Annotated in this window: 28 protein-coding genes; 12 read left to right on the top strand and 16 right to left on the bottom strand. The window is 39.5% G+C overall.

The window, feature by feature from the left end; genetic code table 11:
- Positions 1 to 108: 108 nt before the first annotated feature.
- The 3 genes from WA1_RS58955 to WA1_RS39610 form a co-directional block, all read right to left on the bottom strand.
- Entirely contained in the window at positions 109 to 3,006 is a 2,898-nt protein-coding gene (locus tag WA1_RS58955) for a competence protein CoiA family protein (protein ID WP_201789154.1), read from the bottom strand.
- Positions 3,007 to 3,353: 347 nt separating this feature from the next.
- A complete protein-coding gene (locus tag WA1_RS39615) occupies positions 3,354 to 4,325 on the bottom strand; it encodes a DNA primase family protein (RefSeq protein WP_272819325.1) in 972 nt (323 codons plus the stop codon).
- 117 nt (positions 4,326 to 4,442) lie between these two features.
- Positions 4,443 to 5,636: a tyrosine-type recombinase/integrase gene (locus WA1_RS39610; protein ID WP_017746151.1), complete on the bottom strand. Its 1,194-nt coding sequence runs from the start codon at positions 5,634 to 5,636 to the stop codon at positions 4,443 to 4,445.
- Between the two features lie 561 nt (positions 5,637 to 6,197).
- Between WA1_RS39610 and WA1_RS39605 the strand changes: the two genes are divergently transcribed.
- A complete protein-coding gene (locus tag WA1_RS39605) occupies positions 6,198 to 6,434 on the top strand; it encodes a hypothetical protein (RefSeq protein WP_017746150.1) in 237 nt (78 codons plus the stop codon).
- Entirely contained in the window at positions 6,431 to 7,198 is a 768-nt protein-coding gene (locus tag WA1_RS39600) for a nucleotidyl transferase AbiEii/AbiGii toxin family protein (RefSeq protein WP_017746149.1), read from the top strand. Before WA1_RS39605 ends, WA1_RS39600 begins: the two co-directional genes overlap by 4 nt.
- Before the next feature lie 198 nt (positions 7,199 to 7,396).
- Here WA1_RS39600 and WA1_RS39595 read toward each other — a convergent pair whose 3' ends face one another.
- Positions 7,397 to 7,786, bottom strand: coding sequence for a tetratricopeptide repeat protein (locus tag WA1_RS39595; protein WP_017746148.1), 390 nt, complete (start codon positions 7,784 to 7,786; stop codon positions 7,397 to 7,399).
- Positions 7,787 to 7,989: 203 nt separating this feature from the next.
- Between WA1_RS39595 and WA1_RS39590 the strand changes: the two genes are divergently transcribed.
- The gene (locus WA1_RS39590) at positions 7,990 to 8,820 is read left to right on the top strand and encodes an IS200/IS605 family accessory protein TnpB-related protein (RefSeq protein ID WP_017746147.1); all 831 of its coding nucleotides are present in this window, start codon (positions 7,990 to 7,992) and stop codon (positions 8,818 to 8,820) included.
- Positions 8,821 to 8,977: 157 nt separating this feature from the next.
- Here the strand turns inward: WA1_RS39590 and WA1_RS39585 are convergent, their stop codons facing one another.
- Positions 8,978 to 9,385 (bottom strand): type II toxin-antitoxin system VapC family toxin, encoded by a 408-nt coding sequence (locus WA1_RS39585; protein ID WP_017746146.1) that lies wholly within the window; start codon positions 9,383 to 9,385, stop codon positions 8,978 to 8,980.
- A gap of 316 nt (positions 9,386 to 9,701) precedes the next feature.
- On the opposite strand from WA1_RS39585, the gene WA1_RS39580 reads away from it, so the two are divergent.
- Together WA1_RS39580 and WA1_RS39575 are read left to right on the top strand one after the other, a co-directional pair.
- Entirely contained in the window at positions 9,702 to 10,601 is a 900-nt protein-coding gene (locus WA1_RS39580; RefSeq protein WP_017746145.1) for a helix-turn-helix domain-containing protein, read from the top strand.
- Between the two features lie 258 nt (positions 10,602 to 10,859).
- A complete protein-coding gene (locus tag WA1_RS39575; protein WP_017746144.1) occupies positions 10,860 to 11,513 on the top strand; it encodes an isochorismatase family protein in 654 nt (217 codons plus the stop codon).
- 162 nt (positions 11,514 to 11,675) lie between these two features.
- On the opposite strand, the gene WA1_RS39570 is transcribed toward WA1_RS39575, so the two are convergent.
- The 4 genes from WA1_RS39570 to WA1_RS39555 all read right to left on the bottom strand — a co-directional run bounded on the left by WA1_RS39570 (position 11,676) and on the right by WA1_RS39555 (position 14,310).
- Positions 11,676 to 12,539 carry a hypothetical protein gene (locus WA1_RS39570; RefSeq protein ID WP_017746143.1) on the bottom strand — a complete coding sequence of 288 codons (864 nt, stop codon included), beginning with the start codon at positions 12,537 to 12,539 and terminating at the stop codon, positions 11,676 to 11,678.
- A gap of 159 nt (positions 12,540 to 12,698) precedes the next feature.
- Positions 12,699 to 13,217 carry a peptidoglycan-binding domain-containing protein gene (locus WA1_RS39565; RefSeq protein WP_017746142.1) on the bottom strand — a complete coding sequence of 173 codons (519 nt, stop codon included), beginning with the start codon at positions 13,215 to 13,217 and terminating at the stop codon, positions 12,699 to 12,701.
- Between the two features lie 413 nt (positions 13,218 to 13,630).
- Complete coding sequence (locus WA1_RS39560) at positions 13,631 to 13,993, bottom strand: hypothetical protein (protein WP_017746141.1); 363 nt, start codon at positions 13,991 to 13,993, stop codon at positions 13,631 to 13,633.
- Entirely contained in the window at positions 13,990 to 14,310 is a 321-nt protein-coding gene (locus tag WA1_RS39555) for a hypothetical protein (RefSeq protein WP_017746140.1), read from the bottom strand. Before WA1_RS39555 ends, WA1_RS39560 begins: the two co-directional genes overlap by 4 nt.
- A 289-nt stretch (positions 14,311 to 14,599) precedes the next feature.
- Here WA1_RS39555 and WA1_RS60775 point away from each other — a divergent pair, with 289 nt between their 5' ends.
- Positions 14,600 to 14,842, top strand: coding sequence for a hypothetical protein (locus WA1_RS60775; RefSeq protein WP_272819324.1), 243 nt, complete (start codon positions 14,600 to 14,602; stop codon positions 14,840 to 14,842).
- Positions 14,843 to 15,025: 183 nt separating this feature from the next.
- On the opposite strand, the gene WA1_RS39550 is transcribed toward WA1_RS60775, so the two are convergent.
- The 3 genes from WA1_RS39550 to WA1_RS60770 form a co-directional block, all read right to left on the bottom strand.
- The gene (locus WA1_RS39550) at positions 15,026 to 15,583 is read right to left on the bottom strand and encodes a hypothetical protein (protein WP_017746139.1); all 558 of its coding nucleotides are present in this window, start codon (positions 15,581 to 15,583) and stop codon (positions 15,026 to 15,028) included.
- Between the two features lie 276 nt (positions 15,584 to 15,859).
- Entirely contained in the window at positions 15,860 to 16,351 is a 492-nt protein-coding gene (locus WA1_RS39545) for a hypothetical protein (RefSeq protein WP_017746138.1), read from the bottom strand.
- A complete protein-coding gene (locus WA1_RS60770; RefSeq protein WP_158516756.1) occupies positions 16,263 to 16,562 on the bottom strand; it encodes a hypothetical protein in 300 nt (99 codons plus the stop codon). Before WA1_RS60770 ends, WA1_RS39545 begins: the two co-directional genes overlap by 89 nt.
- A 147-nt stretch (positions 16,563 to 16,709) precedes the next feature.
- Here WA1_RS60770 and WA1_RS39540 point away from each other — a divergent pair, with 147 nt between their 5' ends.
- The 3 genes from WA1_RS39540 (at position 16,710) to WA1_RS39530 (ending at position 20,797) form a co-directional block, all read left to right on the top strand.
- On the top strand, positions 16,710 to 17,360 hold the full coding sequence (locus WA1_RS39540; RefSeq protein WP_017746137.1) for a hypothetical protein: 651 nt from the start codon (positions 16,710 to 16,712) through the stop codon (positions 17,358 to 17,360).
- Positions 17,361 to 17,423: 63 nt separating this feature from the next.
- Positions 17,424 to 19,343, top strand: a complete 1,920-nt coding sequence (locus WA1_RS39535; protein ID WP_017746136.1) for a P-loop NTPase fold protein — start codon at positions 17,424 to 17,426, stop codon at positions 19,341 to 19,343.
- Positions 19,340 to 20,797 carry a DUF1802 family protein gene (locus tag WA1_RS39530; protein ID WP_017746135.1) on the top strand — a complete coding sequence of 486 codons (1,458 nt, stop codon included), beginning with the start codon at positions 19,340 to 19,342 and terminating at the stop codon, positions 20,795 to 20,797. The genes WA1_RS39535 and WA1_RS39530 overlap by 4 nt, the downstream gene beginning before the upstream one ends.
- 121 nt (positions 20,798 to 20,918) lie before the next feature.
- Here the strand turns inward: WA1_RS39530 and WA1_RS39525 are convergent, their stop codons facing one another.
- Both WA1_RS39525 and WA1_RS39520 read right to left on the bottom strand, forming a co-directional pair.
- The gene (locus tag WA1_RS39525) at positions 20,919 to 21,197 is read right to left on the bottom strand and encodes a ribbon-helix-helix domain-containing protein (RefSeq protein ID WP_017746134.1); all 279 of its coding nucleotides are present in this window, start codon (positions 21,195 to 21,197) and stop codon (positions 20,919 to 20,921) included.
- A 92-nt stretch (positions 21,198 to 21,289) separates the two neighbouring features.
- The gene (locus WA1_RS39520; RefSeq protein ID WP_017746133.1) at positions 21,290 to 21,616 is read right to left on the bottom strand and encodes a winged helix-turn-helix transcriptional regulator; all 327 of its coding nucleotides are present in this window, start codon (positions 21,614 to 21,616) and stop codon (positions 21,290 to 21,292) included.
- Between the two features lie 117 nt (positions 21,617 to 21,733).
- Between WA1_RS39520 and WA1_RS39515 the strand changes: the two genes are divergently transcribed.
- From WA1_RS39515 to WA1_RS57635, 3 genes are all read left to right on the top strand, one after another.
- A complete protein-coding gene (locus WA1_RS39515; protein ID WP_017746132.1) occupies positions 21,734 to 22,465 on the top strand; it encodes an SDR family oxidoreductase in 732 nt (243 codons plus the stop codon).
- A 77-nt stretch (positions 22,466 to 22,542) separates the two neighbouring features.
- The gene (locus tag WA1_RS39510) at positions 22,543 to 22,833 is read left to right on the top strand and encodes an antibiotic biosynthesis monooxygenase family protein (RefSeq protein ID WP_017746131.1); all 291 of its coding nucleotides are present in this window, start codon (positions 22,543 to 22,545) and stop codon (positions 22,831 to 22,833) included.
- Positions 22,833 to 22,997 carry a hypothetical protein gene (locus WA1_RS57635; RefSeq protein ID WP_017746130.1) on the top strand — a complete coding sequence of 55 codons (165 nt, stop codon included), beginning with the start codon at positions 22,833 to 22,835 and terminating at the stop codon, positions 22,995 to 22,997. The genes WA1_RS39510 and WA1_RS57635 overlap by 1 nt, the downstream gene beginning before the upstream one ends.
- On the opposite strand, the gene WA1_RS39505 is transcribed toward WA1_RS57635, so the two are convergent.
- Complete coding sequence (locus WA1_RS39505; RefSeq protein WP_148662866.1) at positions 22,994 to 24,328, bottom strand: LeoA/HP0731 family dynamin-like GTPase; 1,335 nt, start codon at positions 24,326 to 24,328, stop codon at positions 22,994 to 22,996. The two genes, WA1_RS57635 and WA1_RS39505, sit on opposite strands and share 4 nt — an antisense overlap.
- A 90-nt stretch (positions 24,329 to 24,418) precedes the next feature.
- Entirely contained in the window at positions 24,419 to 25,939 is a 1,521-nt protein-coding gene (gene dnaK / locus WA1_RS39500) for a molecular chaperone DnaK (protein ID WP_017746128.1), read from the bottom strand.
- Between the last annotated feature and the right edge of the window lie 3 nt (positions 25,940 to 25,942).

The following is a 25,942-nucleotide window of genomic DNA, read 5'->3' as shown; positions in this document are numbered from 1 at the left end:
ACTTGCCGGGTTTTCTTGTTATGAACGAAGATTACTACAGAGTTGAATTAGCTGCTGGTATCACAGCTTTTGTGCGTGTCGATCCTGGTAAATTTACAATCGCAAGAGTTAGTCAGTTATGGTAAATGGACAAGAGTCCTTCGGATGCCAGAGTATCTGACCTTGTTTATTCATTGGTGCGACTTTCAGACCTGTGAGACTTTGCCAGTTAACGTTAATGTGTTTGCTTGTGTCATTGATGGTAACTAGTTTGGATGGTTTGATTGCTGTGTTATGAGCTATGCCATACAGGGATAGAAAACAAGCAATTTCCGGATCGACTTCTATTTTTGTACTTTGTACATCGGAAATAAGTACTGTTTTGCATACTGTTACTAACACTTGTGTTTTCTTGAGTATATGACCATCAAACACAAGCCTATCTTTTACTTGGTATTCCATCTGTTGAGTATCTTTGTACACGTTCACTTGTTTGTGTTGATAGCGTTCTAGTTCTGTGTACCACAATACAATGCGTTTACCCTTGGTTTCTCTAGTTTTGACTTGTTTCTTGTGTACAATACCTATTTGCTCAATCTTACTATTGGGGTGTCTGATACCGATATAACCAATAATATTATCCCTTTGTATTCCCCATTTACTGAGAGTACTATCTAACCATTCAGGATGAGACAACATTCCATACTGATTAATTTCTAGTTGATAACTTTTGAACATCAACACACAATCGCAATATTTTAGTGAATGAATAGCAATAATCTCTGTTTCTTCCGATGTAACTTTTTGCGATAGTGCTACCCATGAATCATTCTGTCCTAACACAGTATCTCTAAACTGTACGAATGGTAGGGATTGATAGTTATCTTTCATCCATTGGTTACGTTTATCGCTGTCTTTTATCTCACTGGCATCTTTCAGCCAGTTATTGAGATCATTTGTAAATTGTTTGAACATTCCCACAAAGTTGTATTTATTGAGTTCTAGCGTTGTAAAACAGTACTTTGTCATATCCAGGGCTAGTCTACCTATCTCTGAGTCATTGAGTACTTGACGTTGTTCTATCTGACTCAGTGTAGCTTCATATTGACGGATTACAGATCTTGCTTGCTGACAAGCCTTTTTTGCGCTGTGTTCTGCTGCTTTGATGTCTTTATCGCTGTTGTTGGCTACATAACTATCAATACTATGAATGGCTATTTCTTCAGAAATTAATGAGTTTTCTAATTGAGGTAAATGTCTCGGTTGACTACTATCTTTACCATTATGGTGAATTATTGCCTTGTCTCGCAACTTGATGTAGTTGTTATAGGTAAGTTTTTGCATCATACCCACAATATCATTACGGGATACATTGTTTTGAACTAGGTATTCCGCGATCGCAGAACTGATTTCAACTAATGATGAATCCAACATATCCGGATTGAGACGTCTAGTGTGTTTGCGTACTGTTGAGAGAAGAGTTTTGATATTCTTCTTTTTGTTGTGTAATTCATCTTGTTGATCGGCTGATAGTTTATCATTGCCTAGTTTTTCAGCAATGATTTTACTATTGTTTGTAATCATCTTTTTTTCAGTAGTTTTCAATAACCCATCAATCCAGATAAACTCTGCTTTCAAGTTACCAGAAACGTGTGTTTCTACAGTCTTATTACCTACCGCAATAGTAGGGGACATGATGACTTTACACATAGAGCGTTCGCCTAAGTACTGCTTTTTACAAAGTACTGTATCTCTCAGTGTTGCTGTATCTTCAGTAACGACAATACCCCGATAGGTATTGTCAATATCTGAAGGTAATTTGTGACTGCTAGTTAGTGATTTTGCAATGAATTCATACTTCGGCTGTGTTGCTATCCACTGATGACACGGGAATACGCTGACCACGATTTTCCCTAGTTCACATATGCGCTGTCTGTCTTGTAACAGGGAATGGCTGTTAGCTTGTATGGCTGATTTGCCTACTAGATGGTTTATGTGGTTATCTCGCTTAGATTCTCCCATATCGAAGTACTTCTGATAGGTTTTGCCTAGTTTATAGAGAACTATGCGATTCTGCTCTAAGCAAATCTGAAACAACCCTGTAGGTTGTTTCTCATGATATAGGAAATCCCCCTTGTTTAGAGTGATTTCAAATGGTAGCGACCAGTTAGATAAAATATCATATACAGATGCATTGAATTTGATTTTCTCTATAGAAGAATCATGATGTTGCTCGTCTTCATGATGGATATTTTCTAACTGATTATTAATTATTGTAAGTTGAACACTAGGAACATCTCTATGTATGTTTATTACAAAATCAAATTGTTCTATCCAAGAATTGGAGATAATTACTTTGGCTGCGAACTGACAAATAATATCTATATCTTTTCTTCCTATCTTTTGTCTAAGCAACTTATCTTGTTCGTGCTCGTATAGTTTGTAAATGCTGTAATGCAGTAGGTACTCCAACAACTTCAAGCTAGACTTGACACACAAGTAATCTATTGCTTCTAGAGCTATTTGCTGTTGCAGTAAAGTTCGCTTATCTTTTACTTCTTTGTGAAGAATAGTAAGATTATATGTTGCCTCCAGTTGCTGGTGATGAGTTAGAAAATAGGTTTTACAAGCGTTTGTAATGCTATCCATTGTTGGATTATTGTGAGATTTTACCGCACGAATCCAGTTATTAAATTTCACATCATCAACAATTTTCTCTTTTCCAATAGCAATCATACTTAAGAAGCTCTTTTGAAATATCTCTAGCCTTTGTCCTCTATCCTCAATGAAGTTACTGATTGCTGTACTATTACCAAATGATGATGCTCTCAGTTCACATTGCTCCACTTGTCTAGCATTAGTGGCATGAATATGAGCGAAATGAGGTTTTCTACACTCACCTCGTTTTATATAAACAGGTTCTCCACATACAGGACAACGTAACTTGTGATCGTTGTATGAAGAAAAATCACATTTATCTGCATAAACTCTTTCGCCACCTAACTTCATTGAGATTGCGTAATCCATAGCCAATTGATACAGTCAAATTTTATGTTTTTTATAACACAGGTTTCTTTAATATGTCAGTATTAACTCAGGCTATCGACAGTTCAAGGAAATGAATAAACAGTACTTCGTTACTTGCTTGGGATGTGTAGGATTGACCCTACACTGTGTAGACTTTAGTGTAGTGTTTGAATCCTTATACTGACTGGATTGTGTAGAGTGTGTAGGATTATTGATATATCTGTAGGTAATTTTCTGATTTTATTTCCAGGTTAGAGCATCATTCCTCAATAAATATAAAAGGAATAACGCTCTAACCCTACACAACCTACACAATGCTTACCCTGACTGAATTGTGGTACTACACTCTACCCTTCACTGTGTAGGTTTGACTCTACACTGCCTGCTAGTGGTGAAGGCAGATCATCGTCCTTACCAGGTTCCCGCAATCTCAAGCCCTGAATGCAATAACCTTTGTTACTACGAACTTTTTTTACATCCTTCCATCCCATAATAGAGTTGCAAAAATCCAGTAGGTGGGGGCTAAAATTCCGCGTATTGGGAGCATAATTACCAGACTTACGGCACCATTGTGTATAGCTACCAAATAGAGTTGCGGCGTCTTCTCTATCACTCCCTATTGAACTTTTGGTATTGGCACCTCGGATAACGCACTCATCAATCCAACCCGCCATAGGATTATTACTGATTTGTTGCTCCAAACTATATTGAGCGAGTTCTGGGTTATCGGCTGCATTCCTCAATACTTGAGTAACTGTTTCATCAGGGATAGCCAGTAAATATTGAGTTAATGCGTTCAACTCAGGTTGAAACTCTTTTTCTAAATCTCTACGCTTTGTTTTGTCTACAGTTTGTTTGAAGAAAATTAAAATCTGTCTCCTTGTCAACCAAGATGAGTTATGAGTATCAAACACCAGGTCATTTGATGCCATGATGACCATACCATCAAATCTAAATTGAAACGGTTGTTCATATTTTTTTTCTGCTTGAAGCTCATCTTGTCCTGTAAGTGACTTAAATTTTTGCACATCTCTCGTATATTTACTTTGATCTGCAAATACTACCAATCGCTTTTGGTGAACATTCGCAACTCCAAAAGTTTTAACACAAAAATCGTTCAGAGTAGTGCTACATACATTATTACTACCTATCAAAGATATTGCAAGTTTAACAAATGTACTTTTACCCGTGCCACCAGAACCAACTAGATGCAAGAACTGTTGGAGATCGGCACGACCTTTTAGAATTGCAGCCAAATAGCATAATAGAATTTCTTTGATTGACTGATTCTTGTTCGTGACTTCATTGCATAAGAACAAGGGATAGTATTGTATGTTTCTATCCCTTGCAACTGTATGTTAGATGAGTGTTGTTAGTGCCAGTATGATGAATGCAGTTATAACTCTGTTACTTTTACCTGTGTTATTGCTATGGTTCTAAATTTCCGGTAATTGAACATTGTTGTTGATGATGTCATCATCTGGACTCCAGTAGTGCTGATTAATCATTTCTTCACTCGTTTCCATTAGCGCCGCCACAGTAGCTATGTCTACACCTTGACGGAGATAATGAGTGATACTTGTGTTTCTGAGATTGTAAGTAGGTAAGTATTGTTTCACTTTACCTTCACTCACTAAATTTTCTATAATCCTCTTGGTGTACCGTTGTGTGAAGTTTCTGAGGTTGATGTAATTACCGTTTTGTGCGGGAAATACCAGTTTGGTAGGAATGGTAGAAACAGAGGTTAAGCGCCGATCTAGTAACTCTCTGATTTGTGGCGTTATGGGAAACATTCGAGCCTTATTGTTTTTCGTACTTTTCAAAACGCCGCAAGAGTAAGCTTTATCAAACACGATAACTCGTTCCTTGACCTGTTCCCAAGTTAACGCGATCGCATCTTCAGGACGACAACCAGTAAGAAACAAAAACTCGATAAAGTCAGCATACCAGCTATCCTTGAAAGCTGACTTGGAGTTGCAGTACCAATCACCTCTAAACGCTTGAATAATAGCGTTGACTTCATCCCTTGAGTATGCTTTTTTTGTTCTACTGCTTTGAGGTTTATCTGGTAACTGCTGTTTCAATCTCCTCCAAGGGTTAATGCTGATTAACCCAGTCTCGAAAGCCCAATGGCTACAAGCGTGTATATCGTTAATGATTCTCTCCAGTGTAGTACTAGAATAGGCTTTGAGTAATTCTGGTATCAACAACCGAGCATTCTCTGGATTGAGTATCTCAGGTGAGACTTTAGTTAAGCATCTATCAATCTGTGACCATTTTTCTTTTTGAGTTGTCTCAGCCACACTCGCTCGTTTCGCTAATTTGTACTGTTCCCACAATTCTTTTAGGCTCAGTGCTACATCCTTATTGATTGAAACAACGTTATCAGGTTGTTTCACTTTTGGCTGATACTTCTCTAGTGTGGGGTCAAAGTAACCAGCAAGAATGTCTGTTTTAATTTGGCTAGCGATCTTATTAGCATTTGCAATTGCCAGCTTATCGCTATATTTTCCACCTGGAGAGATAGAGTATTGCTTCCCTTGGTATTGAAACCTGATTATGATTCCGCCATTATTGTTACGTGGGGTAATCTTAGGTACTCTAGATGAAGGCTTCCCAGTCTCGTACATTCTCTAAGTTGCATAGTTCTTGCATAATCCAACTATGCAACTCGCTCAAAGCCTTGGTAATTGGTCATTTTGCACACCCTTGGTAAGGGTGAGGTCATGAGTTCAATCCCCATCACGGGCTTTTCATAATAATACAAGCTGAAAGCAGGGAAACTCTTGATTAGTAAGGATTTGCCGCTTTTAAATTTTTTAGAAACTACAATAAATAATTTTTTTAGGCTAACTTTGGTCTATCGGTTGGATATTTTTTGGCTATTTTTTTGCCATTTGGGGATCAAATGAGTATCATGCTAGTAGAGTACATGAATTGATACCCAATTATTGATATTTTAGTTCCGTATAGTCACGGCGGGGGATTAAACCGAAACTTCTCCCATCGTGCGATCGCGCCCCCAAGTCTTGCTGCTTTACCTAAACCTTAGGCGTTCTGCACTCTTATCGGCAATTACTAAGGCTTTTACGATATCACCAAATTCTCTGGTGAAGTTATTTGAATAAAATTTAATTTTAGAATAAACTAATTCTAGAAAAAAGTAAACATAAGTGGTTGATTAAAAAAGTATGGCAACCGCAACACCAACAATTAATTCTCTCACTGTCCCAAAAAGACTACCCTTTTTGGAATCAATTTGCTGGCAGACTGCTGATGTGTATCGCTTCTCACCAGAAGAAATGCTTAGCCGCTATGAGCGTGGTTGGCGATATCGTGACATATACAACAATCTAGAGGGTGAAGAAATTAATTTCCTTAAAGAACTTACCAGACGTTATAAATCCTGGTTGTTAGTTGAGTTATGACCTTTAGATTAGACCACCATAATAAAATTCTTGCAATTCTTGAATCTTTAGATTGTGAGATACTTAGGAAGGGTTCTGCTTACTTTGGTGGTGGAACCCTTCTTGCTCTAGATTTTGAAGAATACCGATGGAGTAATGACGTTGATTTTATTGCTTCTGTTGGTACAGAAGGATACAAATATCTACGTACAGTAGTATTTGATGATGGACATGAAGCATTATTTCGTGATTTAAGTAAAATTCAAATTGGACGCAGTACAACCGATCAGTATGGGATACGCATGACAGTTTGTGTAGACGATGTCTTTATTAAGATAGAAATTATTGCTGAAAGTCGTTTTCAACTAGACCCTCCGAGATACCCCAAATGGTCGCCTGTTCCGTGCTTAAGTTTAAATGATTGTTTCACCTCTAAACTACTGGCAAATTCTGACCGATACATGGATGATGGTGTAGAATCCAGAGATTTAATCGATTTAGCGGTTCTCAGGTTACAATCTCCAATACCTCAACCATCAATTGATAAAGCTGAAGAGGCTTACGAAGTCATAAGGCCTTTAAAAAAAGCGCTCGAACGCTTTCAGCAAAGACCAGATTACAGACAAACGTGTTTTGAGGGTCTACAAGTTGATGAATCTCAGATACCTAAAATTATTGATGGTGTTGATTTGCTTTCTATGGATTTAGGTTTATCTCAAACTCAAAGGGTTTTTCGAGAACAGCATGATATATTTACTGATTTAGAAAAACAAGAAGATTCTTAAGCAGGCAGGTACAATCACTCCTAACCGCGTTCTAGCGACTGATAGCTGACATATTGCATCAATAAAAACTGATATCTTTTTACACTCAGTACTAGATAGAGATTTCACGGCAGTCGAGAGAATATGATAAACGGCGATCGCGTTCCCTGTTATTCGTTCGTGTTCGCTGAACCACTCATTTTGCAAAGAAGTAATAATCTAAATTTGTTTCAGTTTCTGTCTGATGCGTAGATTATTCTTTTCAAGACCCAGGTTGGATAATGTCAGAGCGTGGTTTTGCGGGAAGGCGTCGCGGGTGTAAACTGACAAAGCATTCGTGTAAGATGCGATCGCCATTTCTATATTCTGTGATTTGTCCCCCAATATTCTGTTACGGTGAGCATTCCCCAGATTATTTTGCGTCATCGCCCATTGTTGGGGAAAGGCGTCGCGGGTTGTTACTTCCAAAGCAGTAGAGTGAGATGCGATCGCCATTTCTAAATTCTGTGCTTTGTCGCCCAATATTCTGTCCCAGTAAGCACCCGCCAGATTATTTTGCGTCGCCGCCCAATCTTGGGGCAAAGCGACTCGGCATAACGAGCAGCACATAATCGAATTGGCTCCATTTTCATCCCCACCCCAACAGGTGCTTGATCTGCGCTAACCTGTCAACATCAACCCCCATAACCTTAGCTAATGCCTCCAACTGCTAGCGAGACGGCAGGGGATTAAACCGAAACTTCTCCCATCGTGCGATCGGATATAACTAGATAAGTCTTTTCTTTTCTAAAGTTGTCCAATATCGGTTAAACTTGTCCAGAAAAGAGAATGGAATCTGGTATGTTAATGCAATCATTGACCAGCCCGTTGGGGAAGTTATCACATCTAGGGAAAATGGTGTTTTAGGAATAGACTTTAATCCCAGTAGTATTGACTGGTCAATTGTTGATCCCCACGGAAATTTGAAACGACATGGTTCTCTTCAAGTTAATATTCAGGATAAATCAACTCACCAAACACAGGATATTTTAGGCAAAGCTATTGTACAAATTGTCAATGAAGCAAAAGTTAATCAAGTGCCAATAGCAATAGAAGATTTAGATTTTACGCAAAAAAAAGCAGCCCTTAAAGAACGCTCTCCAAAATCTGCAAGAATGCTGTCTAATTTTGCTTATTCCAAATTTACCCAGATGATTGAAACACGCTGCATCAGGCAAGGTCTTAGCTTAATTAAAGTTAACGCTGCTTATACCTCAATCATCGGAGTCACGAAATACATGGCTATGTATGGGCTAAACTCTGGTTGTTCTGCTGCCATAGTCATAGCGCGTCGTGGTCAAGGTAGAACTGAAAAGCTTCCCAAACAAAATGCAATTTACTTTAAAAAGCCAGAGGACTGCTTAAAGTCGAATGTATGGAGTCGGGTTGGCAGAAAAATAAATATTTGTGGTGGTTTTAATCGTCATAAATTTTATTTTCCTAGTCACAAACAGGTTCCGACTAACTGTCGGATGCATGGCAAGCTACGGCAAACACCTCGACCAAAATGGCGAAGGAATACTGTGCAAGTGCTACGCACTCCTCATATTAAATTAAAAACTAGCGCTGTTGGTTCACCTCCCTACTTAACGACTTATGGATAAGTGTGGGAAGGTTTTTCGCAGCGCGCTTTGGCAAAATATATTTATAGTAAAAATATTTATTCCTGCGATCGCAGAGTTAACAACATTTCTCTTACAGTTAGCGAACAAAATGATTTCGTGCAAACGGATTCGATATAAACTGAAACTCAAGATTCAATCACAGCGTGGTTACACCAAGTTTGGACGCAACTTGTTTCAGTCCTTCATCAAGTGTTGCAAGAGGTAATCCTTCACGGAGCGCAAGTTCTAAATATGCTGCATCGTAGGAGGTCAGTTTATGAGTTCGCGCAAGATTAAGGATGTCAGTAAATGCTTTCTCTTCAGTTTTTGTATCAACGGTAATGGGAAGGCTACCTAAGAGTCCGAGAAATTGAGAAATCTGTGCTTGATTGCTTCGCCCCCTTCGTTCACTTATTGCAAGAACGTTTGCAACCTCAAGAAACCAGATGGAGGGTACTTTTGCACTTCCTCCTGCAAGTTCCTCTAGTAATGAGTCAGTAAATTCTGTTGCTTCATCCTCAATTCCCCACGCCATTGCTATTGAGCAGTCAAGAACAAAGTTCATTGTCTGCCCTCATTAATCATATCTCGTACTGAAAGACCTCTGGTTTTAGACTAGTCTAAATATTTTTGTGTGAACTGTCCAGTGTTTCGATAACGGTTTGGGGAGGGGATGGAAGTGTACTGTCCGGTGAAAGTGAGTTCAATCCCCATCACGGGCTTTATCAAGTATTGTAAACAAGTGTCTTTGATCTGTAATATGCTTAGAAAGCAAACTATTTGGGTATCATATAAACACAGCATATAGATTTAGATACTCAAAGGTTACATGAAGACCAAAAGAAGTAATGTCAAAGGTTACATGGAGACCAAAAGAAGTAATGTCAAAAGATGAACTTTTAGCTATTGATTCAACCGTTGAAAATTCACTTTCAAAAATTCTTCCTCATCAAGCCATCCTTTCTAGTTATGGGAAAGGGTGGAATGAAATTAATATTGAGCATCATTCCCAGCCGACTCACGAAACTCCCGAACACTTTCATACACAGCATATTTTGGTAGTTATAACTCAGTGCAACCAACTGAAAGTAGAACGGAAGGTAGACGGCAAATTTCATTGTTCCCATATGACCTGTGGTGAAGCTTTTTTGCTTCCGGCTCAAGTTCATCATAGGGTGTGGATATATGGAGAAGCTGAGTATGCTTTTCTCTCCCTCAAACCTGAACTGATGACTCGTATTGCTGAAGAATCAACTAGTAGAGAATGTATTGAACTTGTACCTCAACATCAAATATCCGACTCTCTAATTCACAGCCTTGGGCTGGCGTTATTGTCAGAACTTGCTTCTAATGAAATGCGTAATCGCCTTTACATTGAGTCGGCAGCCAACTTGCTAGCAGTTCATCTACTACAACGATATTCAACTCAAAAACCAACGACTTGGAAACACAACAAGGGGCTTCCCAAAACTAAATTACAACAAATTATTGAATACATTAACGAACACTTGACAGACGATCTCTCGTTGCAGGCAATGGCAAACCAAATTGGAATGAGCAAGTATCACTTCTCCCGGCTATTCAAGCAATCTACTGGGCAGACACCCTGGCAATACGTCTCTCAGCGTCGCCTTGAAATAGCAAAGCAATTACTTGCAAAGCAGGAGTTATCCATCGCCGAGATTAGCGATCGCTTGGGCTTTACCAATCAACAACAATTGACAACATTCTTTCGCAAACATATGGGCATAGCACCCTTTGTCTATCGACAATCACTCTAAGTTCTATCTTGAGGATAATAATAAATCTATCCCTAGAGAGTTTTTGTAGATAAACGGTTCAGGTAGCAAGATAGAAGAAATTTTAGCAAGATTTGAGAAAGACAAAGTAAGCCGCGATCGCTACTATGAGTTGGTGTAGTCAGTAACTTTCAGTATCAGTCAAACTAACAGGCACAACGCAACTTGCCCAGTCAGTAAAAGCTGAATAAGCAATAGTTGGACTATAGACAAGAAAATTGCATCAATGGGAGACATGGCATGACTTATGAGATGTTGGACGACAATAATGCCTGTGCTTTGCTCATCGACCACCAGGCAGGGCTAATGCTCTTTGCAGGGGACATCGATCCTGTTCATTTACGCAATAACTCAATCGCTCTTGCTAAGGTACTCAAGCTACACAACATTCCCGTTGTTCTTACAGCAGCAGCAATGGGTCCGGCTGGTCCCTTAGGTCCAATTATTCCAGAAATTCGAGAACTGTTCCCAGATGTGCAACCCATTTACCGCACTAAAATTAATTCCTGGCATGATGAACGGATTCGGGGAGCGATCGAAGCCACAGGTCGTAAGAAGGTGATAGCGGCTGGTATTACTGCAGATTTTTGTATTGGCATCCCAGCTAAGTCGATGGCAAGTGAGGGTTACGATGTGCGTTTGGTTATTGATGCATCAGGTAACTATTCCAACATCGTTTTGCACTCTTCGATCGCCAACTTAACACAGCATGGTGTCAAGGTGACGAACTGGCTGAGTGTTGCCTGTGAATTGCAACAAGATTGGGCAATTGAACACACAGCAAAGGGATTACTAGCAATCTATCAACAACACCTACCTCAGTGGGGTATGTTAGAAATGACTCAATCTAGTTGGAAATCAACGCAAAATCAGCAACCTAGCGCAGCCAACTGATAAAAATTCACCTTACTAAAAAAATACAAAAATGTAGAGATGCGCCCTGTCGCGTCTTTACAGAATTTATACGTACCGCGATTACAGGTCGCAAGAAGGTATTTGCGGCTAATATTATCTTTCTGTATTGGTATCCTAGCGAAGTCGATGATGAGTGAGGCTTTATCTCTCTAGATATTTTTTAATACAGTGAACCGAACCGAGGTTTTGTGCAAAAGGGTGAAAGTCGGTTAATTCGTAAACCTTAAAACCGAGTTCTTCCCATATGCGTTTGTTTTCCGCATCAATAGGAGCTAAATCAGCCCAATCACCATGACCATAGGTTGGTAGCCATACAGAGTTACCACTATTTGGATCTATCTCTATCAAGCAGTTATTAGCGGTAGCAAAATACCAGGTACGAACTTTAATCTCAGGTATATCTACATAAGTGAGCGGCATAGGATTGCGAATCACTTCAAAGCCCACATCTTGTAGAGTATTGGCAATATCATCAAAAATTTCCCCTAGCGCGTGGTCTACAGGCTCTTGTCCCAACAAAATTTGATCGGCATAAGTGGGCGAGCCTACCAACAATCGGTATTTGCCAGAAGGGCTGCGTCCAGCTAGCGAAATAAACATATCGATGTGAAATATTGGCTGTTTCTCTCCAGTTCCTGTATATATCTCCTCAGCATCAGTGGAATCAAGGGCTGCTAGTAAATCGTTAGTGACGCTTGGATGAGTGAGGATAGTAAATTGAGTTGTTTTAGGCAACTTACGGAATAAATCTTCGTAAACCTGTTTGTAGCTGAACTCTCCAGTAGCATAAGCAGGATAACAAAAAAGAATATGCTTGAGTGGACCGTGAGCGGTGGAAACAATTTTTGGTTCGCGAGGTCCAGGTCTGGCAATCTTAGCGAGTAAGGTCGTCTGAACTGATACACTTCTAGCGATCGCACCTAAATCTACATCGGACTTGTTGCGACGTGCCAGAGTTGTTGGTAGTGGAAGAGGATTTTTCCGTATGGGATTGTTTGTCGTCATATTATTTTTTCGGGAGTTGTAAATTCTAAATTCTCGTGCTCAACTAGCAAACATTGCTACAGAGTAATTTTAGACTACTACGTAAAGTTCTATTTGTAACGTAAGACTATTTTAAGATAAGGATAATCAGCAATATTTGTCACTTCCTTACTGTGATACTTACAAATCAATATGGCTAATAATACCTGCTAAATTCATCAACCCTTTCCAAGTCTTAGCACCAATCACCCCATCTACCAACAGTTCTTTTTCTTCTTGGAATACTTTTACTGCTTGTTCAGTTTTTAAACCAAATTCGCCATCAATAGCCCCGAAGTAATAACCGTGAAAACCCATATAATCTTGAACGATGGGACTAAATTTCAGCAAATTTTGAACCCTAGCAACATCGTTCCCAGGGCTACCGTAACGCAATAGTGGTAAGTTTAAGCGTTGACCCAGGTCAAGAGCTTTCCAGGTTTTTAAACCGACAATACCATCATCTTCTAGAAAAACACGAAACTGGAAAACTTTTACAGCAACTTCAGTCGTTTTGCAAAAGATACCGTTAACCTCTAAGTAATCAATACAATCAAGAATAGGTACTCTTTTTTTCAGAAGTTCTTGTAATTCTTCCACTGCTGAACCAGTAGAACCTCGTTTTAAGATAGGTCGGTTAATATAAGTTGAGGTTTGCAATGTAAAGCCTCCTTGAAGAATGCTTAATTAATAAAAACTTCAAGAAAACTGCGAGGAAATCCGCATTCTTATCAGTACCCCAAGGAGTAATTTTTTAATTTTCGCTTTTTTATACTTGTACAACTTGATATATTTAAAGCACCCTAGTATCTAAAATCACAGAAAATGTTGTAATGAAAAGGAAAATCATACATAGGAAATTGTTAGAACTTTTGTACGAACAACTTGAAGATGTGCTATCACAAGAAGAAATCGAAGAAACTACCCGTAGTTTCCAGGAGTAATTGAGAGAGCGGGCGAGCAAAAAATATCAGCCTCCTCAATCTGCTTAGAAGCTTATTGTAGAGGAAGAATTGGTCAGCCAGAGAGACTAAGTGATAAACAATCACATAATCTATCATTTCTACTATAGATTATCCCATCGTCAGCACCTCTGCTTGATAATTTGCTACTAACGGTAGTATCTTTAACCACTCTGAACCTAGCAGCACTTCTGTTATTTCATTCCCTACAAAAACAGGAATCTCGTACTCTTGGTCATCTAATAATACTTTACCTAAATAGATATCAAAATATTCCTCTCCTTGTGCGGTTTGCAATTTATCCCGGCTTACATAGACCCAATCAAGACCATCTAAATCTTGTTTATTAATTGCTAGAAACTCTGTAAACCCAGTATCCAGCATGGCATCTACGGGAAGATTTAATCCATTAGCTGTAATCAAATCTATCTCAAAAAATAACTCACCCTTAACGCCAAACTGACCATGAATCATATTCTGCCAGAAACTCCTGTTTCATTAATACCAAAAATGTGGTGAATAGCATTCGGATGCTTCTGACGTGCTTTGAGGAGCACCACTTCTTTATCTACATCAATAAAATAATCTCCACTATCTGGTTCGATAGCAATGTACCAGCCATAGTATTTATCGATTATTTTTGGCTTGAGTCTCTCAAAAATTCCCCAACAGCGTTGACTAAATGCTTCTCCTTCAGCTTTATGTCTGGCAAGTTCTTCTGGAGATATAGTAATTTCTGGAAATATTCTTCCTCGACGACGTGCAGGTTTTTGTGATGTTGGTTCACTCATAGTGTTCAATGCATTTAGAATTACTTACTATATAATAAATTGCAGATGACGCGATCGCGCTAGAGCAAAATACTTTTATATTAACGCTCGTAAGAAGGAAGAGGGAAGACCGAAGTTGTATCCCCATCAATAAATTGAGGGGATTTGAAATGGCAAGAACAAAATCTTACTTTTCCATCAATAAATTGAGGGGCTTCTACCTTAGGAAGGAGGAAGAGAGAAAGAGCAGACGGAAAATTCTTTCCAACTTCGGTCCTTTCTTCTTCCTCCTTCCTTATTTTCGGTAAAAATGTCTTTACAAGCTATGCAAACCTACCAAGAACAGCGATACTACTCGCCCGAAGAATATTTACAACGAGAAGAAATTGCCGAGTACAAGAGTGAGTATAAGGAGAATCAGCAATATTTGTCACTTCCATACTGTGATACTTACAAATCAATATGGCTAATAATACCTGCTAAATTCATCAACCTCCTTGAAGAATGCTTAATCAATACTTCAAGGAGTCTGTTGAGAAATCCGTATTCCTGATAAGTACCCACAAGGGTAATTTCTAGATTAACTAGATCCCCGACTTCTTCAAGAAGTCGGGGATTTGGCAGCCCCTAAGGAAAAAATTTTACTACTGAGGATGAGAAAACCCTCACTCCCAACCCCATCTTCCGTTGGGAGAGGAGGCTTTTTAATAACCTCTCTTCACTTGTGTGTTAATAATTAACGGGAGTTCCGATCCCGTTGGTCGCCATAATATTCTTGATCCGCAGGGTCGCCATAAGGGTCTTGACTAGCTGGAATGACATTACCATACTGCCCGTAAACATCAGCCGGATCGCCATAAGGATCTTGACTAGCTGGGATAGGACTGCCGTAATACTCTTGGTCAGCCGGGTCACCGTAAGGGTCTTGGCTTGCTGGAATCACATTACCATACTGCCCGTAAACATCAGCCGGGTCACCGTAAGGATCTTGACTTGCTGGGATAGCGTTGCCATACTGCCCGTAGACATCAGCCGGATCGCCATATGGGTCTTGACTTGCTGGGATAGCGTTGCCGTAATACTCTTGGTCAGCCGGGTCACCGTAAGGGTCTTGGCTTGCTGGGATAGCGTTGCCATATTGCTCGTAGGGGTCTTGATTTACTGGACTATTTCCATAATATTCTTGGTCAGCAGGATCGCCGTATGGGTCTTCATTAGCAGGACGTACTTGACGGTTATCTTCATCCGATCCAACAAACAAATCCTTTGCTCTTCGTAAAAAGTCTTCTACCATGATGACTTATCTCCTTTTCTTTTCTGTGGTTTATTTTGCTTTGATCTTTTTGTCTTGTGGTATGGGCGTCCTCGCCCGTCTTATAAACTAGTTATTGTCTTGTGGTACGGGCGTCCTCGCCCGTCTTATAACTAGTTATTGTCTTGTGGTACGGGCTTCCAGCCCGTCTTATCAACTAGTTATTGTCTTGTGGTACAGACTTCTAGCCCATCCTATAAACCAGGCGGGCGAGGACGCCCACCCCACAAGAAGAAGAATTTACTTGTTGAAAATTTCCTAATAAACTTCCTGTGGAACTACGTCAGTTAAAGTGCGACCCGTACTGCGTCCGTTGTAACCTTGAAAATCCTGATAACGTTCTGCCTCAGACGCCGGAACTCGAATTCCTTCAGATGGAGGTGTTACCCAATGAGCGCGATTTTGAGCATCACGGTAGTAAACACGCCCGTTTTTAGATAGATAGTACTTGCCTTGGGGTCCTGTTCCCTGTGCATTCTTGCGCTGGTTGTAGAGGTAGTAAAGAGCAGCTGCACCCGCCAGAATTGCTACTTTCTGTCCCGTTGATAATCCTCTTCTTGCTTCTTGTGGTGGGTTTGCTGAACCCGGATAATTCACATTTCTACCGTTAACGGTATCATCAACAGGTGGCGCACTACTTTGAGGGCTTCCACCACCGCAGCTACTGAGAACTGGGACTGTTAACAATGCCGAAAGAAAAACAGCAACTGGAAAAGAAGTGAGTTTGCGCCCTGAGAAATTTATGTTCATAGTGTTTTTTCAATTGTCCTGCATTTGCTAGATGCCCTGCTGTTGCAACAACAGTGTTGAATTCCTGCTGCTTCCAATGGCATAGTGAAAGAACAATTGCCGCTCCATCTACAACAGCACAGGTAAACAGTATGAGTGCAATGATGATGTAATTTCTTAAGAGATTCATCTTGCCTTTGAAAGAAGCTGCATTAGTCCACAGGAGATACATAGAATTGTACGTAAGTAACTTCAGGTAATAGGTAAGAAATTACTTGAGATTTTTCAGTATTTCCCCAACAGTGAAAAGCTTTAAGTCAAAACTATACTGGGTCTGGCGAAGATAATCATTGATTTAGAGTCAAAAAGCTTACAACTTATGGAAACTCAAGCAACTACTCGTCTCCTTCTCGCATTGTGGGATTTAGGTGGAGCAAAGCAAGAAGTGAAGACACGCAACCTTACAAAGCGTATTGTATCAAAAAAGAAGAAAGTAGCAGATTATCAGGGTGTGTTTAACGAATTGCAACAACAGGGTGCGATCGCTATCTCGAAATCAGGCTTCACTTTAGTATCTCCCAAAGGTTTAGAGGTTTTGGGTGAAAGTCTAAAAAGCCCGAATTTCAAATTTGAAGGAACTATTGTCGGAACTTGGACAGCGAATGCACTACTGAAGTGGATAAGTCAAACCAATAGTGTGGTTAGTTCTCAAGCTGCATTGACTAATGTTGGCGAAGCGATCGCATCTTACGACGAGTTTAAGCTAGTAACACTAAAAGTTTACGAGCAATTGAACAGAGATTACAACCTAGATGATTTAGTTCCAATTTACAGGATAAGGAGAGAGATAGGCGATTGTATCAGTCGCGAGCATTTTAACGAGTGGATATTGGAAATGCAAGCTAATGATATTTTGCAGTTACAAGGCGGAAGTGTAGAAGACAGTGCTCCAGACAAGATAGAAGATTCAATCACAACTAAAGTTAATGGATTACGTTGCTACGCTAAACGTCTAACACTACACACTTAGTTAGCTAGTGTTTTTAAATTTCTTTCTTTTCTTTACTTACATTTTTGACATAAATAAACAATCATGACTAGTTCTCACTCTTCAATTACAGACCTTAATAAGGCTATTGATAATTACAATCCCTTTGATAGATCGTTAGTAGTCAGAAACCATGATATTTGGAATCAAAGCTTTCCTGATGTTCCTTCGATTAACGCTCATGCTTCTGATTCCATTTTTCAAGCAATCAAGCAAATTCGTGCAGGAAAGCGCTCGGTTATTGGAATCACCATCAAAGCTGAGAAAGGGCTGGGAAAAAGCCACTTAATTGGTCGGATTCGGCATCAGCTTCAATCAGAAGGCGAGTGTTTCTTCGTTTATATGAGCGAGGTAGACTATGGTGATTTGAACAAAATTAATTCTAAATTTCTAAATACTTTGACATCCAGTTTGAAACAGACTGGGACTCAAGGTGTGATGCAGTGGCAAGAACTGGCAACTGCTTTACTTAATGAAGTATACAACTCAAACCATACACCACAAGATTTAATTAAGCGTTTTCCTGTAGTTTTGGCTCAAAAACCCAAGATAGTTGATGAGTTAACTGCTAAGCTACTAAAATTGAAATCAAATATTGAAAATCCTTATTTGCTCCAAGCTATTCTGTGGACACTTTGTTCAGATAAAGTTTCATTTGCAATTAATTGGCTTGCTGGAAGAGATTTAGCTCAGTCACAAGCTGATGCCATGGGTTTGCCAAATAGTAGCCAAGAAGATAAAGAAACTGAAGCTTTCCAGAGTGTATGTCAAATACTAGACTTAATTGGTGATTATAGAACTATCGTTATCAGTTTTGATGAATTAGAAAGTTTAAATTGTAACGAGCAAGGTTTTACGAGAGCACAGGTTGTTGCTCTTTTAGCCAAAGACCTCTATAGCAAAATTAAACGTGGCGTGTTAATCCTGAATATGTACGCTGAAACTTGGACACATCAAGTTAAAGTTGTACCGCATGCAGAGGCAGTTATTGACAGAATTGGGGAGAAAACATTTGATTTAAAACATCTTAATAGCGATGATGTAATCACTCTCGTTTCCTACTGGTTGAAAGATTTTTATGATAACAAAGGTCTGACTCCAATTCATCAGGTATATCCCTTTTATGAAGGTGAACTGCGAGAAATAGGCAAAGAAAAACCTATAGTAAGACGAGTTTTACAATGGTGTGCTGAAAACTGGAAAATACCAGGTAATGACCCACCGAAATTACCTAAAAAACCACTACATGAGGTTGAAATAGCTTTTAATAAAGAACTAAAAATTCTTGAGCAGACAATAGACAATTATTTTGATGATAGCAGTCTTATTGCTGATGCTATATATTTTGGATTAATAGCAATTAAGGGTGAAACTATAGAAAAAATAAAAATTGAAGACATTGAAGAGCTAAAACTGAAAACTACAGATCAACCTTATCTACATTTCAAAATTTATGGTAAAGAAAATGGAAAGATAGTCAAAATAGTAGTGTCAGTCATTCAAGATTCTAGTGCAAGATTTGTGAGCGCAGGATTAAAAAGATTAATTGATTACAAAAAATTTGATATGACCCGTGGTTGCCTAATCCGTTCTAAGGAAATTAATCCAAAAACACAAGGAAAAACTTATTTGGATCAACTTCTTTCTAAAGAGCTAGGTGGAGAATTTGTAAAATTAACAATTGAGGATATTAAGCCTTTACTGGCAATATTATTTCTTTGGAAATCTAGGAAAGATTATGAAGTAAATGAACAAGAAATTACCCAATTTATACATCAGACTAAAATAGTTGCTAATAACTATATAATCAAGGAAATTTTGAGCGTTCCATCGGGAAAAATTCCTAGTGGTTTAGTTGAGGAAGACTGTATTACAGGGAAAATTCAACAAAACATAAATATTACAGAGCAAACTCAAGATGTAAACATTATGGTCGATAATTTATTCATGAAACTAGGGCTATGAGTAATTCTATTTTGATTGATACAGCCCTACTTCTAGCTGCTCCAGATATTGAGGCTTTACTGCAAGGGCGAATGATTATAGCCATGCCTCGGACATTTATTCATCCAGGGCGATCGTTTGCTCTGTGTCCATCTATTACCTCAGTCAATTCGTTACCTCAAGAACAGCGCTACCGCTCAACTTTCTTGCGAATTGCTCAAACCAGTATAGCTCAGCTAGATTCTGAAAAAGTGGGAATTAAAGCATGGGCTAAATGTGAATTTTGTCAAATCCTGAATAATTTTGAGTCCTTAGAGGCTTTGTCACAGTTAACTGTCTGGACTGCAAAGGTATTGGAGCAAATGTTGCTGCAACACAAACATATATTTCTTGCTCATTTACGGGTTTATTTGTTGCATCAATCAGTTGAAATACCTGTACATCCTCAAGGTAGTCAGTTCATAGGTTTACCATATTCCTTAAAGGTTTCTGATACCTTACCTGTATTGAGCGATCGCATCTTTGCCCTCCGCAAACAGCAACTAGAGAAACTTCAACCACCGCAACATCCTGAATTAGAGGAATTGCAGGGTGCGTTAGCCTCCCTTGCTCTTACTAACCCAGCTGCTAAACAGTTAGACAAAGAAGTCAGAGTATTGTTAGGTTGGGCTAGTGAAGAGGATACTCAACAAAAGAATCCAGATTTAACTTGGATAAACGACATTGCTGCATTAGGCGATCGCAGTATAGAGCAAGAGGAGAAAAAAACTAATTACCAAGCTGGTACAGATTTTGAAAACGTAGCACGCCGTAGTCTTACATTCTTAGGTTTTCAAGTTGAAAATGAATACAAGGGAGGTGCAGGAGGTTTAGATCTATTTTGTTCACACCCCTATCCTCTTGTATGCGAGTGTAAGGCGGGTAGGTTAATTCCCAGTCGTACTGTTGAAGAATTAATCAAGCTAGGTGGGATGCATTTAGGAAGACACGTATTTCTTGACTCGGCTAAATTAATCATTGGTCCAGGCAATCCTTCTAAAGATACCTTAAAAGCTTCTCAGGAATGGAAAGTAAGTATTATTAATGCTATGACATTACAAAAGCTAGTAGAGTTAAAGGCAAAATATCCTGGTGCTATTGACTTATTTGAATTAAAGAAATATTTAGATTCCGGACAAATTGACTATAAAATAGACGAGTATATTCAAAAAGTTCAAAAACAGATTCAATTGCGATTGCATCTCGTACAACTTGTCAAAAAACACCAAGAAAACACGGGTGATAACAATGTTGAGGTTGCAACTCTCTTTGGAGCTTATGGTTACTCCAGCCCACCTCAAAGCTTAAGCCGTGAAGAAATGCACGAAATTTTGCTTGAACTTTCCTCACCATTAACAGGGTACTTAGGAAGAATAAAAGGCAGTGATTGGAAAAGCGATCGCTTTTACTTCCTGCGAGATTTACCAATAGCTTAACTCTAACCGATGCTAAAATTGCTACCACACTTAGAGACAATTAAAGCAGGTCTTTTTGTGCTATTTTAACCATCCAAAAAAGGATAATTAATTACAATTACATCTCCCTTGGTTAAGTGTTCTATAGGTTTTTCCAAGCTTCGTCTTCCTCTTTATCAAGCCAATATCCATTCAGCGCAAATTCACTGATTTTCAGAAAATATTGTATGATAGTATCATCCAAATCATTTAGTACCATATGATTTTCATTATTTTTATGATGCAACTTTTCTTGGTGTCGAACATTTTCTTCTAATAGTTTAAAAGCCGCACTAATCACCTCAGAAGCATTGGTATAATTACCTTTTTCAAGTTGGGTTTTTATGAATTCCTCCTGTTCAGGATTTAGAGAAATATTCATTGGCTAGTACCTTTGTTTTTTCTGCATTTTACTATATTGCTCTTCATTATGTTTTTGTGTGCGATGACGAAGACGTAAGGTGTTTACAGTAACTACCGATTAAGCCGTTTGAAATGTTCCTCACCCCAGTTGCAGAGTGCGCTTAAAACCGATTCGAGACTTCTACCGTAATCAGTGAACGAATACTCAACTTTAGGAGGCACATCTGAATAAACGTTTCGATTCACAATCTCATCTTTTTCCAGTTCGCGAAGTTGTTGTATTAGCATTTTCTCTGTGATTTCAGGCATCAAACGCTTGAGTTCACTGAAACGTCTTGGTTGATCTTTCAAGTGCCACAAAATTAAAATCTTCCACTTACCACCCAAAACTTTAAGCGTGGTTTGCACAAACACGGTGCCTTCGGTCTGTTCTGGCATCTGTGCCTCCTTAAGGATTCATGAGTGCTTACAAAAAAGTAAGTACTTCCAAAAAAATCAGTAGCAGTATATCTTGGAAATTGTTTAACCATCATCTGCTATTGGGCAGCAAATGCTATGTTACTGCAAGGAAAAGTTGCTATTGTCACGGGTTCATCACGCGGGATTGGAAGAGCGATCGCTGAACGTTTAGGACGCGATGGAGCAAAAGTGGTCGTCACCTACGCTGGACGTCAGGATAAGGCGGAGGAAGTTGTTTCAGCTATCAAGGCAAGTGGTTCAGAGGCGATTGCTGTACAAGTCAACGTTAGAGAAATTGAAGACGTTCGCAGCCTCTTCCAAAAAACACTAGATCGTTTCGGCAAGTTAGACATACTGGTAAACAATGCTGCTGGCACAAATATTTTCAAACCCACTGCTGAGATGACCGAAGAAGAATATAATAGTATGTTTGATATCACCAGAGGCGTTTACTTTGCTCTCCAAGAAGCAGCAAAGCATATGGCAGATGGAGGTCGGATTATCAGTATTTCTACTAGTGGTACAGTAATGGCGATTCCAGCAGGAGGTGCCTATGCGGGTAGTAAGGCAGCGATCGAGCAATTTAGTGCAGGACTAGCAAAAGAACTGGGTGTTCGTGGAATTACTGTGAATACTGTGTCTCCGGGAGTAACAGGCACCGACGGTTTGGTCTTGGAGCAAGCACAGGTCGAGCAGTTGATTGCACAAACACCACTTGCGCGGCTTGGACAGCCAGCTGATATTGCTGATGTAGTCGCTATGCTGGTTTCAGAGGACGCACGCTGGATAACGGGACAGCATATTCGGGCAAATGGCGGCATTGTTTGAAGGATAAAGTAAACCTTTACAGATAAAGATTTCATCACCTATAAACTTATCAAAGCTGAACCCAAGGAGATCTCCTAATGACATCACCAGTTGTCCTCATTAATGCTTTTGTCGTATCCAAGGATATGGAAGAAACATTTCTTAAAACCTGGCACGAAACGGCTGTATATATGCAACAAGCACCAGGCTTTATTGATACCAAGCTACATCGTTGTCTTGATCCGAATGGAAAATTTCAGTTCATTAATATCGCCCATTGGGAAAGCCCAGAAGCCTATCATGCAGCATTAGCACAGCACGAACCGGGCGAGAAACACCTACCAATCGAAGCTAACCCAGCACTTTACACCGTTGAGGTAACATACTAATGAAGGCTGAGCAACAAGTTCGTACTCCGGCATTGATCGCACCATTGGCGATCGATCCCCACGCGTCCTTTGATGCTGCAATGTTCTTCAAAACCTTTTGTCATGCTAGAGTGCAGGTCAACGGCATTCGACTGCATTATGTTATTGGTGGAGAAGGTGCTTAGTCAAGTAGCTTGCTTACATCGCTTGAGTTATTTATTTCACACAGCATTTGAGAAAATTCTTTACGGAGTGCCGCAATTTCTCCTACCCATTGGTTTGAAGAGGCGATCGCTTCTTCTTCGTTTTGACGCGCTGAGGTAATTCGCTTTTCAATTTCTCTATAAATTTGTGCTTCAACTTCTCTAAGTTGCACTTCAATCTGACTTTCAATGTCTTTTGCTACTGCGATAAACTGGCTCGTAATTTCGCGTCGTGCATCAGCCAATTTCTTATCTTGTTCTTCTTCTTGTTCCTTGGCATACACGTCCATTGCTAACATACCTACCGACAGAATAGGACCAAGAAACTTGGCAACGTTACCTATGCCTTTAGCAATATTTACTGCCTGCCAAGGCTTGAAGTTAAAGCCTAAAAACTTTCCAACAGTATAAACACCCTTATGCATAACACTTCCTGCTGCGTTAGTTGCACGTAAAAACACTTGCTCTGTAGATTTTGCTCCTGTTTTTGTCGCTAATTTAGTTATCCCAACCCCTACTTGCTCACCAATATCTTGGAGCATCTTTACTTGCTCCCTTAATCGTTCCACATCTACGTCCGACTCTACATTTCGGGCAGAGACTGTTTGGTTTACTTCTACGCTAGAATCTACATTTTGAGCAGAGACTGTTTGGTTTAGTTCCAAACGAGCAACAAAAGCTTGAGCTAAATCACTGTTAAGCACCTTTTTAACTTCTTCTTGAAGCAATTCTACGGCTTCCTTAACAGCCTCTTCCATTTCTACTTTTACTTTTTCACAGAAATTTTGCACATTACTTTCAGCTTGTTTCGCCAAAGCTTCAATATCTACATTACTTCCTACTGCCCTGGCTAGAACTATGCCCTCATTTGCGATGGCTGCTGATAACCGTAGCGCAATTCCTCGAACTTTTGTTCGGAGGCGATCGCGTTCTTGCCGTACTGTACGCGAGAGACGGTTAAGTAATTCAAAGAAAGCGGAGTCTTTGTTAGAGTCCCGTGTCAAGCTCAATTGAGCTTCATCAACATAACTTACGGCAATTCGGACTAGTGTATCGAAACGAGCAAAGAAATCACGACGCTGTACAAAAGAGTTGAGTGAGTCGATTAAAGTTTGGAAGCGACTAATTTCAGTTAAAAATTCATCTTTCTCGTCTACTCCCTCACAGTAATCTTTGGCATCGATAAAACAAAGTGAAAATTCATCAAGACTGTAAGGCTCAAGTGCTGATGCTATACTATGGCGATAGTTAGTAATTAATTCCTCTTCTTCTCCTGCACCATCAGACATCTTATTGACGACAAGCATCATCATCCAGCAATAGCCCAGTTCGTAGGCTAACTTTTCAATTTCTATCAGATAAACTGCGAAAACGTTATGAGTTGGTATTCATACTGTAGGCAATTATGAGAAGGGATTACATACATTTGCAATTGTACTAACCATACTAACAACGTCAAGCATCCCTAAAGCTAGGCTTCCCTTATACTTTTGATGCTCTTGAGATGAAGCAAAAGCTTCAGCAATGGTTATAGATTGTTCTTTTCCAGTGTTTTTGTCCTTAGCAATGACAGTTAGTACTCCATTTGCATCAATGTCAAAAATCACCTCAATTTGCGCTACTCCCTGAAGAGATGGGGAAATACCATCCAAGCGTAAAATACCTAAGCTATTGTTATTGCTAGCTAGTTCTGCTTCTCCTTGAAGCACATGGATCTCTACAGAGGTTTGCCCATCAGTAGCAGTCGAAAAAACTTCTGATTTTTTAGTAGGAGTAGTGGTGTTGCGGGGAAGAATTTTGCACATTACACCACCCTTAATTTCAATTCCCAAAGATAGTGGTGTCGCATCAAGTAAGAGAATACCTGTAATATTTCCAGCTAAAACTCCAGCTTCTACAGATGCTCCAAGAGCTACCAATTCATCAATATTTAATCCCTGCTTAGGTTCTTTAGCAAAAAACTGCTGCAAGAATTGTTGAACAGCAGGAATACGGGTAGACCCTCCTACTAAAATCACTTTATCAATGTCACTTTTGTCTAGGTGGGAATCTCTAAGAGCATTTTCCACGCTTACACGGCAGCGGTTAACTAAATCAGCGCAAAACTGCTCAAACTTTTGTCGGGTCAACGTTACCTTTAGATGTATATTTCTGAAAGCAGATGTTGTATTCGTCATCCAAGGCAAATCAATAGTCGTTTGTGTGGTACTGGAAAGTTCAATTTTTGCTTTTTCTGCTGCTTCTCTTAATCTCTGCCAAGCTTGTTTGTAATAACGAAGAGCTTTACCATCAAGGTGTTTAAATTCTTGAGCAACCCAGTCAATGATTTTTTGGTCAAAGTCATTTCCCCCCAGTTGAGTATCTCCGGAATAGGACAAAACTTCAAAGACTCCACTCCCAATTTCTAAAATTGAAACACTCAGGTGACCGCCGCCTAGGTCAAAAACTACAATAGTTTCATCATTTTCTTTGTCTCGACCATAAGCCATTGCTGCTGCTGTGGGGTTAGGGATAATCCGTAACACCTCCAACCCAGCAAAACGACTAGCTTCTTTGACAGCGTGACGTTGTATCTCATTAAAGTAAGCTGGAACTGTAAGTACAATTTGGGTAACTTGTGCATCTAGATATTGGGTAGCATCATCTGCTAACTTACGCAAAATCTGAGCTAAGATTTCTTCCGGTGTAAATTGCTGACCTAAAACTGGACAGTTAATCTTTACCTTGCCCTGAGTATCCCGCAAAACCTTATAGGAGACTTCTTTAGCCTGCTCGGTAACTTCATCATACTTTCGACCAATAAAGCGCATAACCGAGTCAAAGGTGTTTTGAGGGTTTGTGATGGCTTGCCGCTTTGCAGCTTGTCCGACAAGGCAAGCACCTCCGTAAGTGTAAGCTACTATAATCCAAGATGGTTCTAACAAGCG

Source organism: Scytonema hofmannii PCC 7110, assembly GCF_000346485.2.
GTDB lineage: Bacteria > Cyanobacteriota > Cyanobacteriia > Cyanobacteriales > Nostocaceae > Scytonema > Scytonema hofmannii.
The sequence above is the reverse complement of the archived record's forward strand: the minus strand, read 5'-3'. Positions and strand labels throughout refer to the sequence as shown.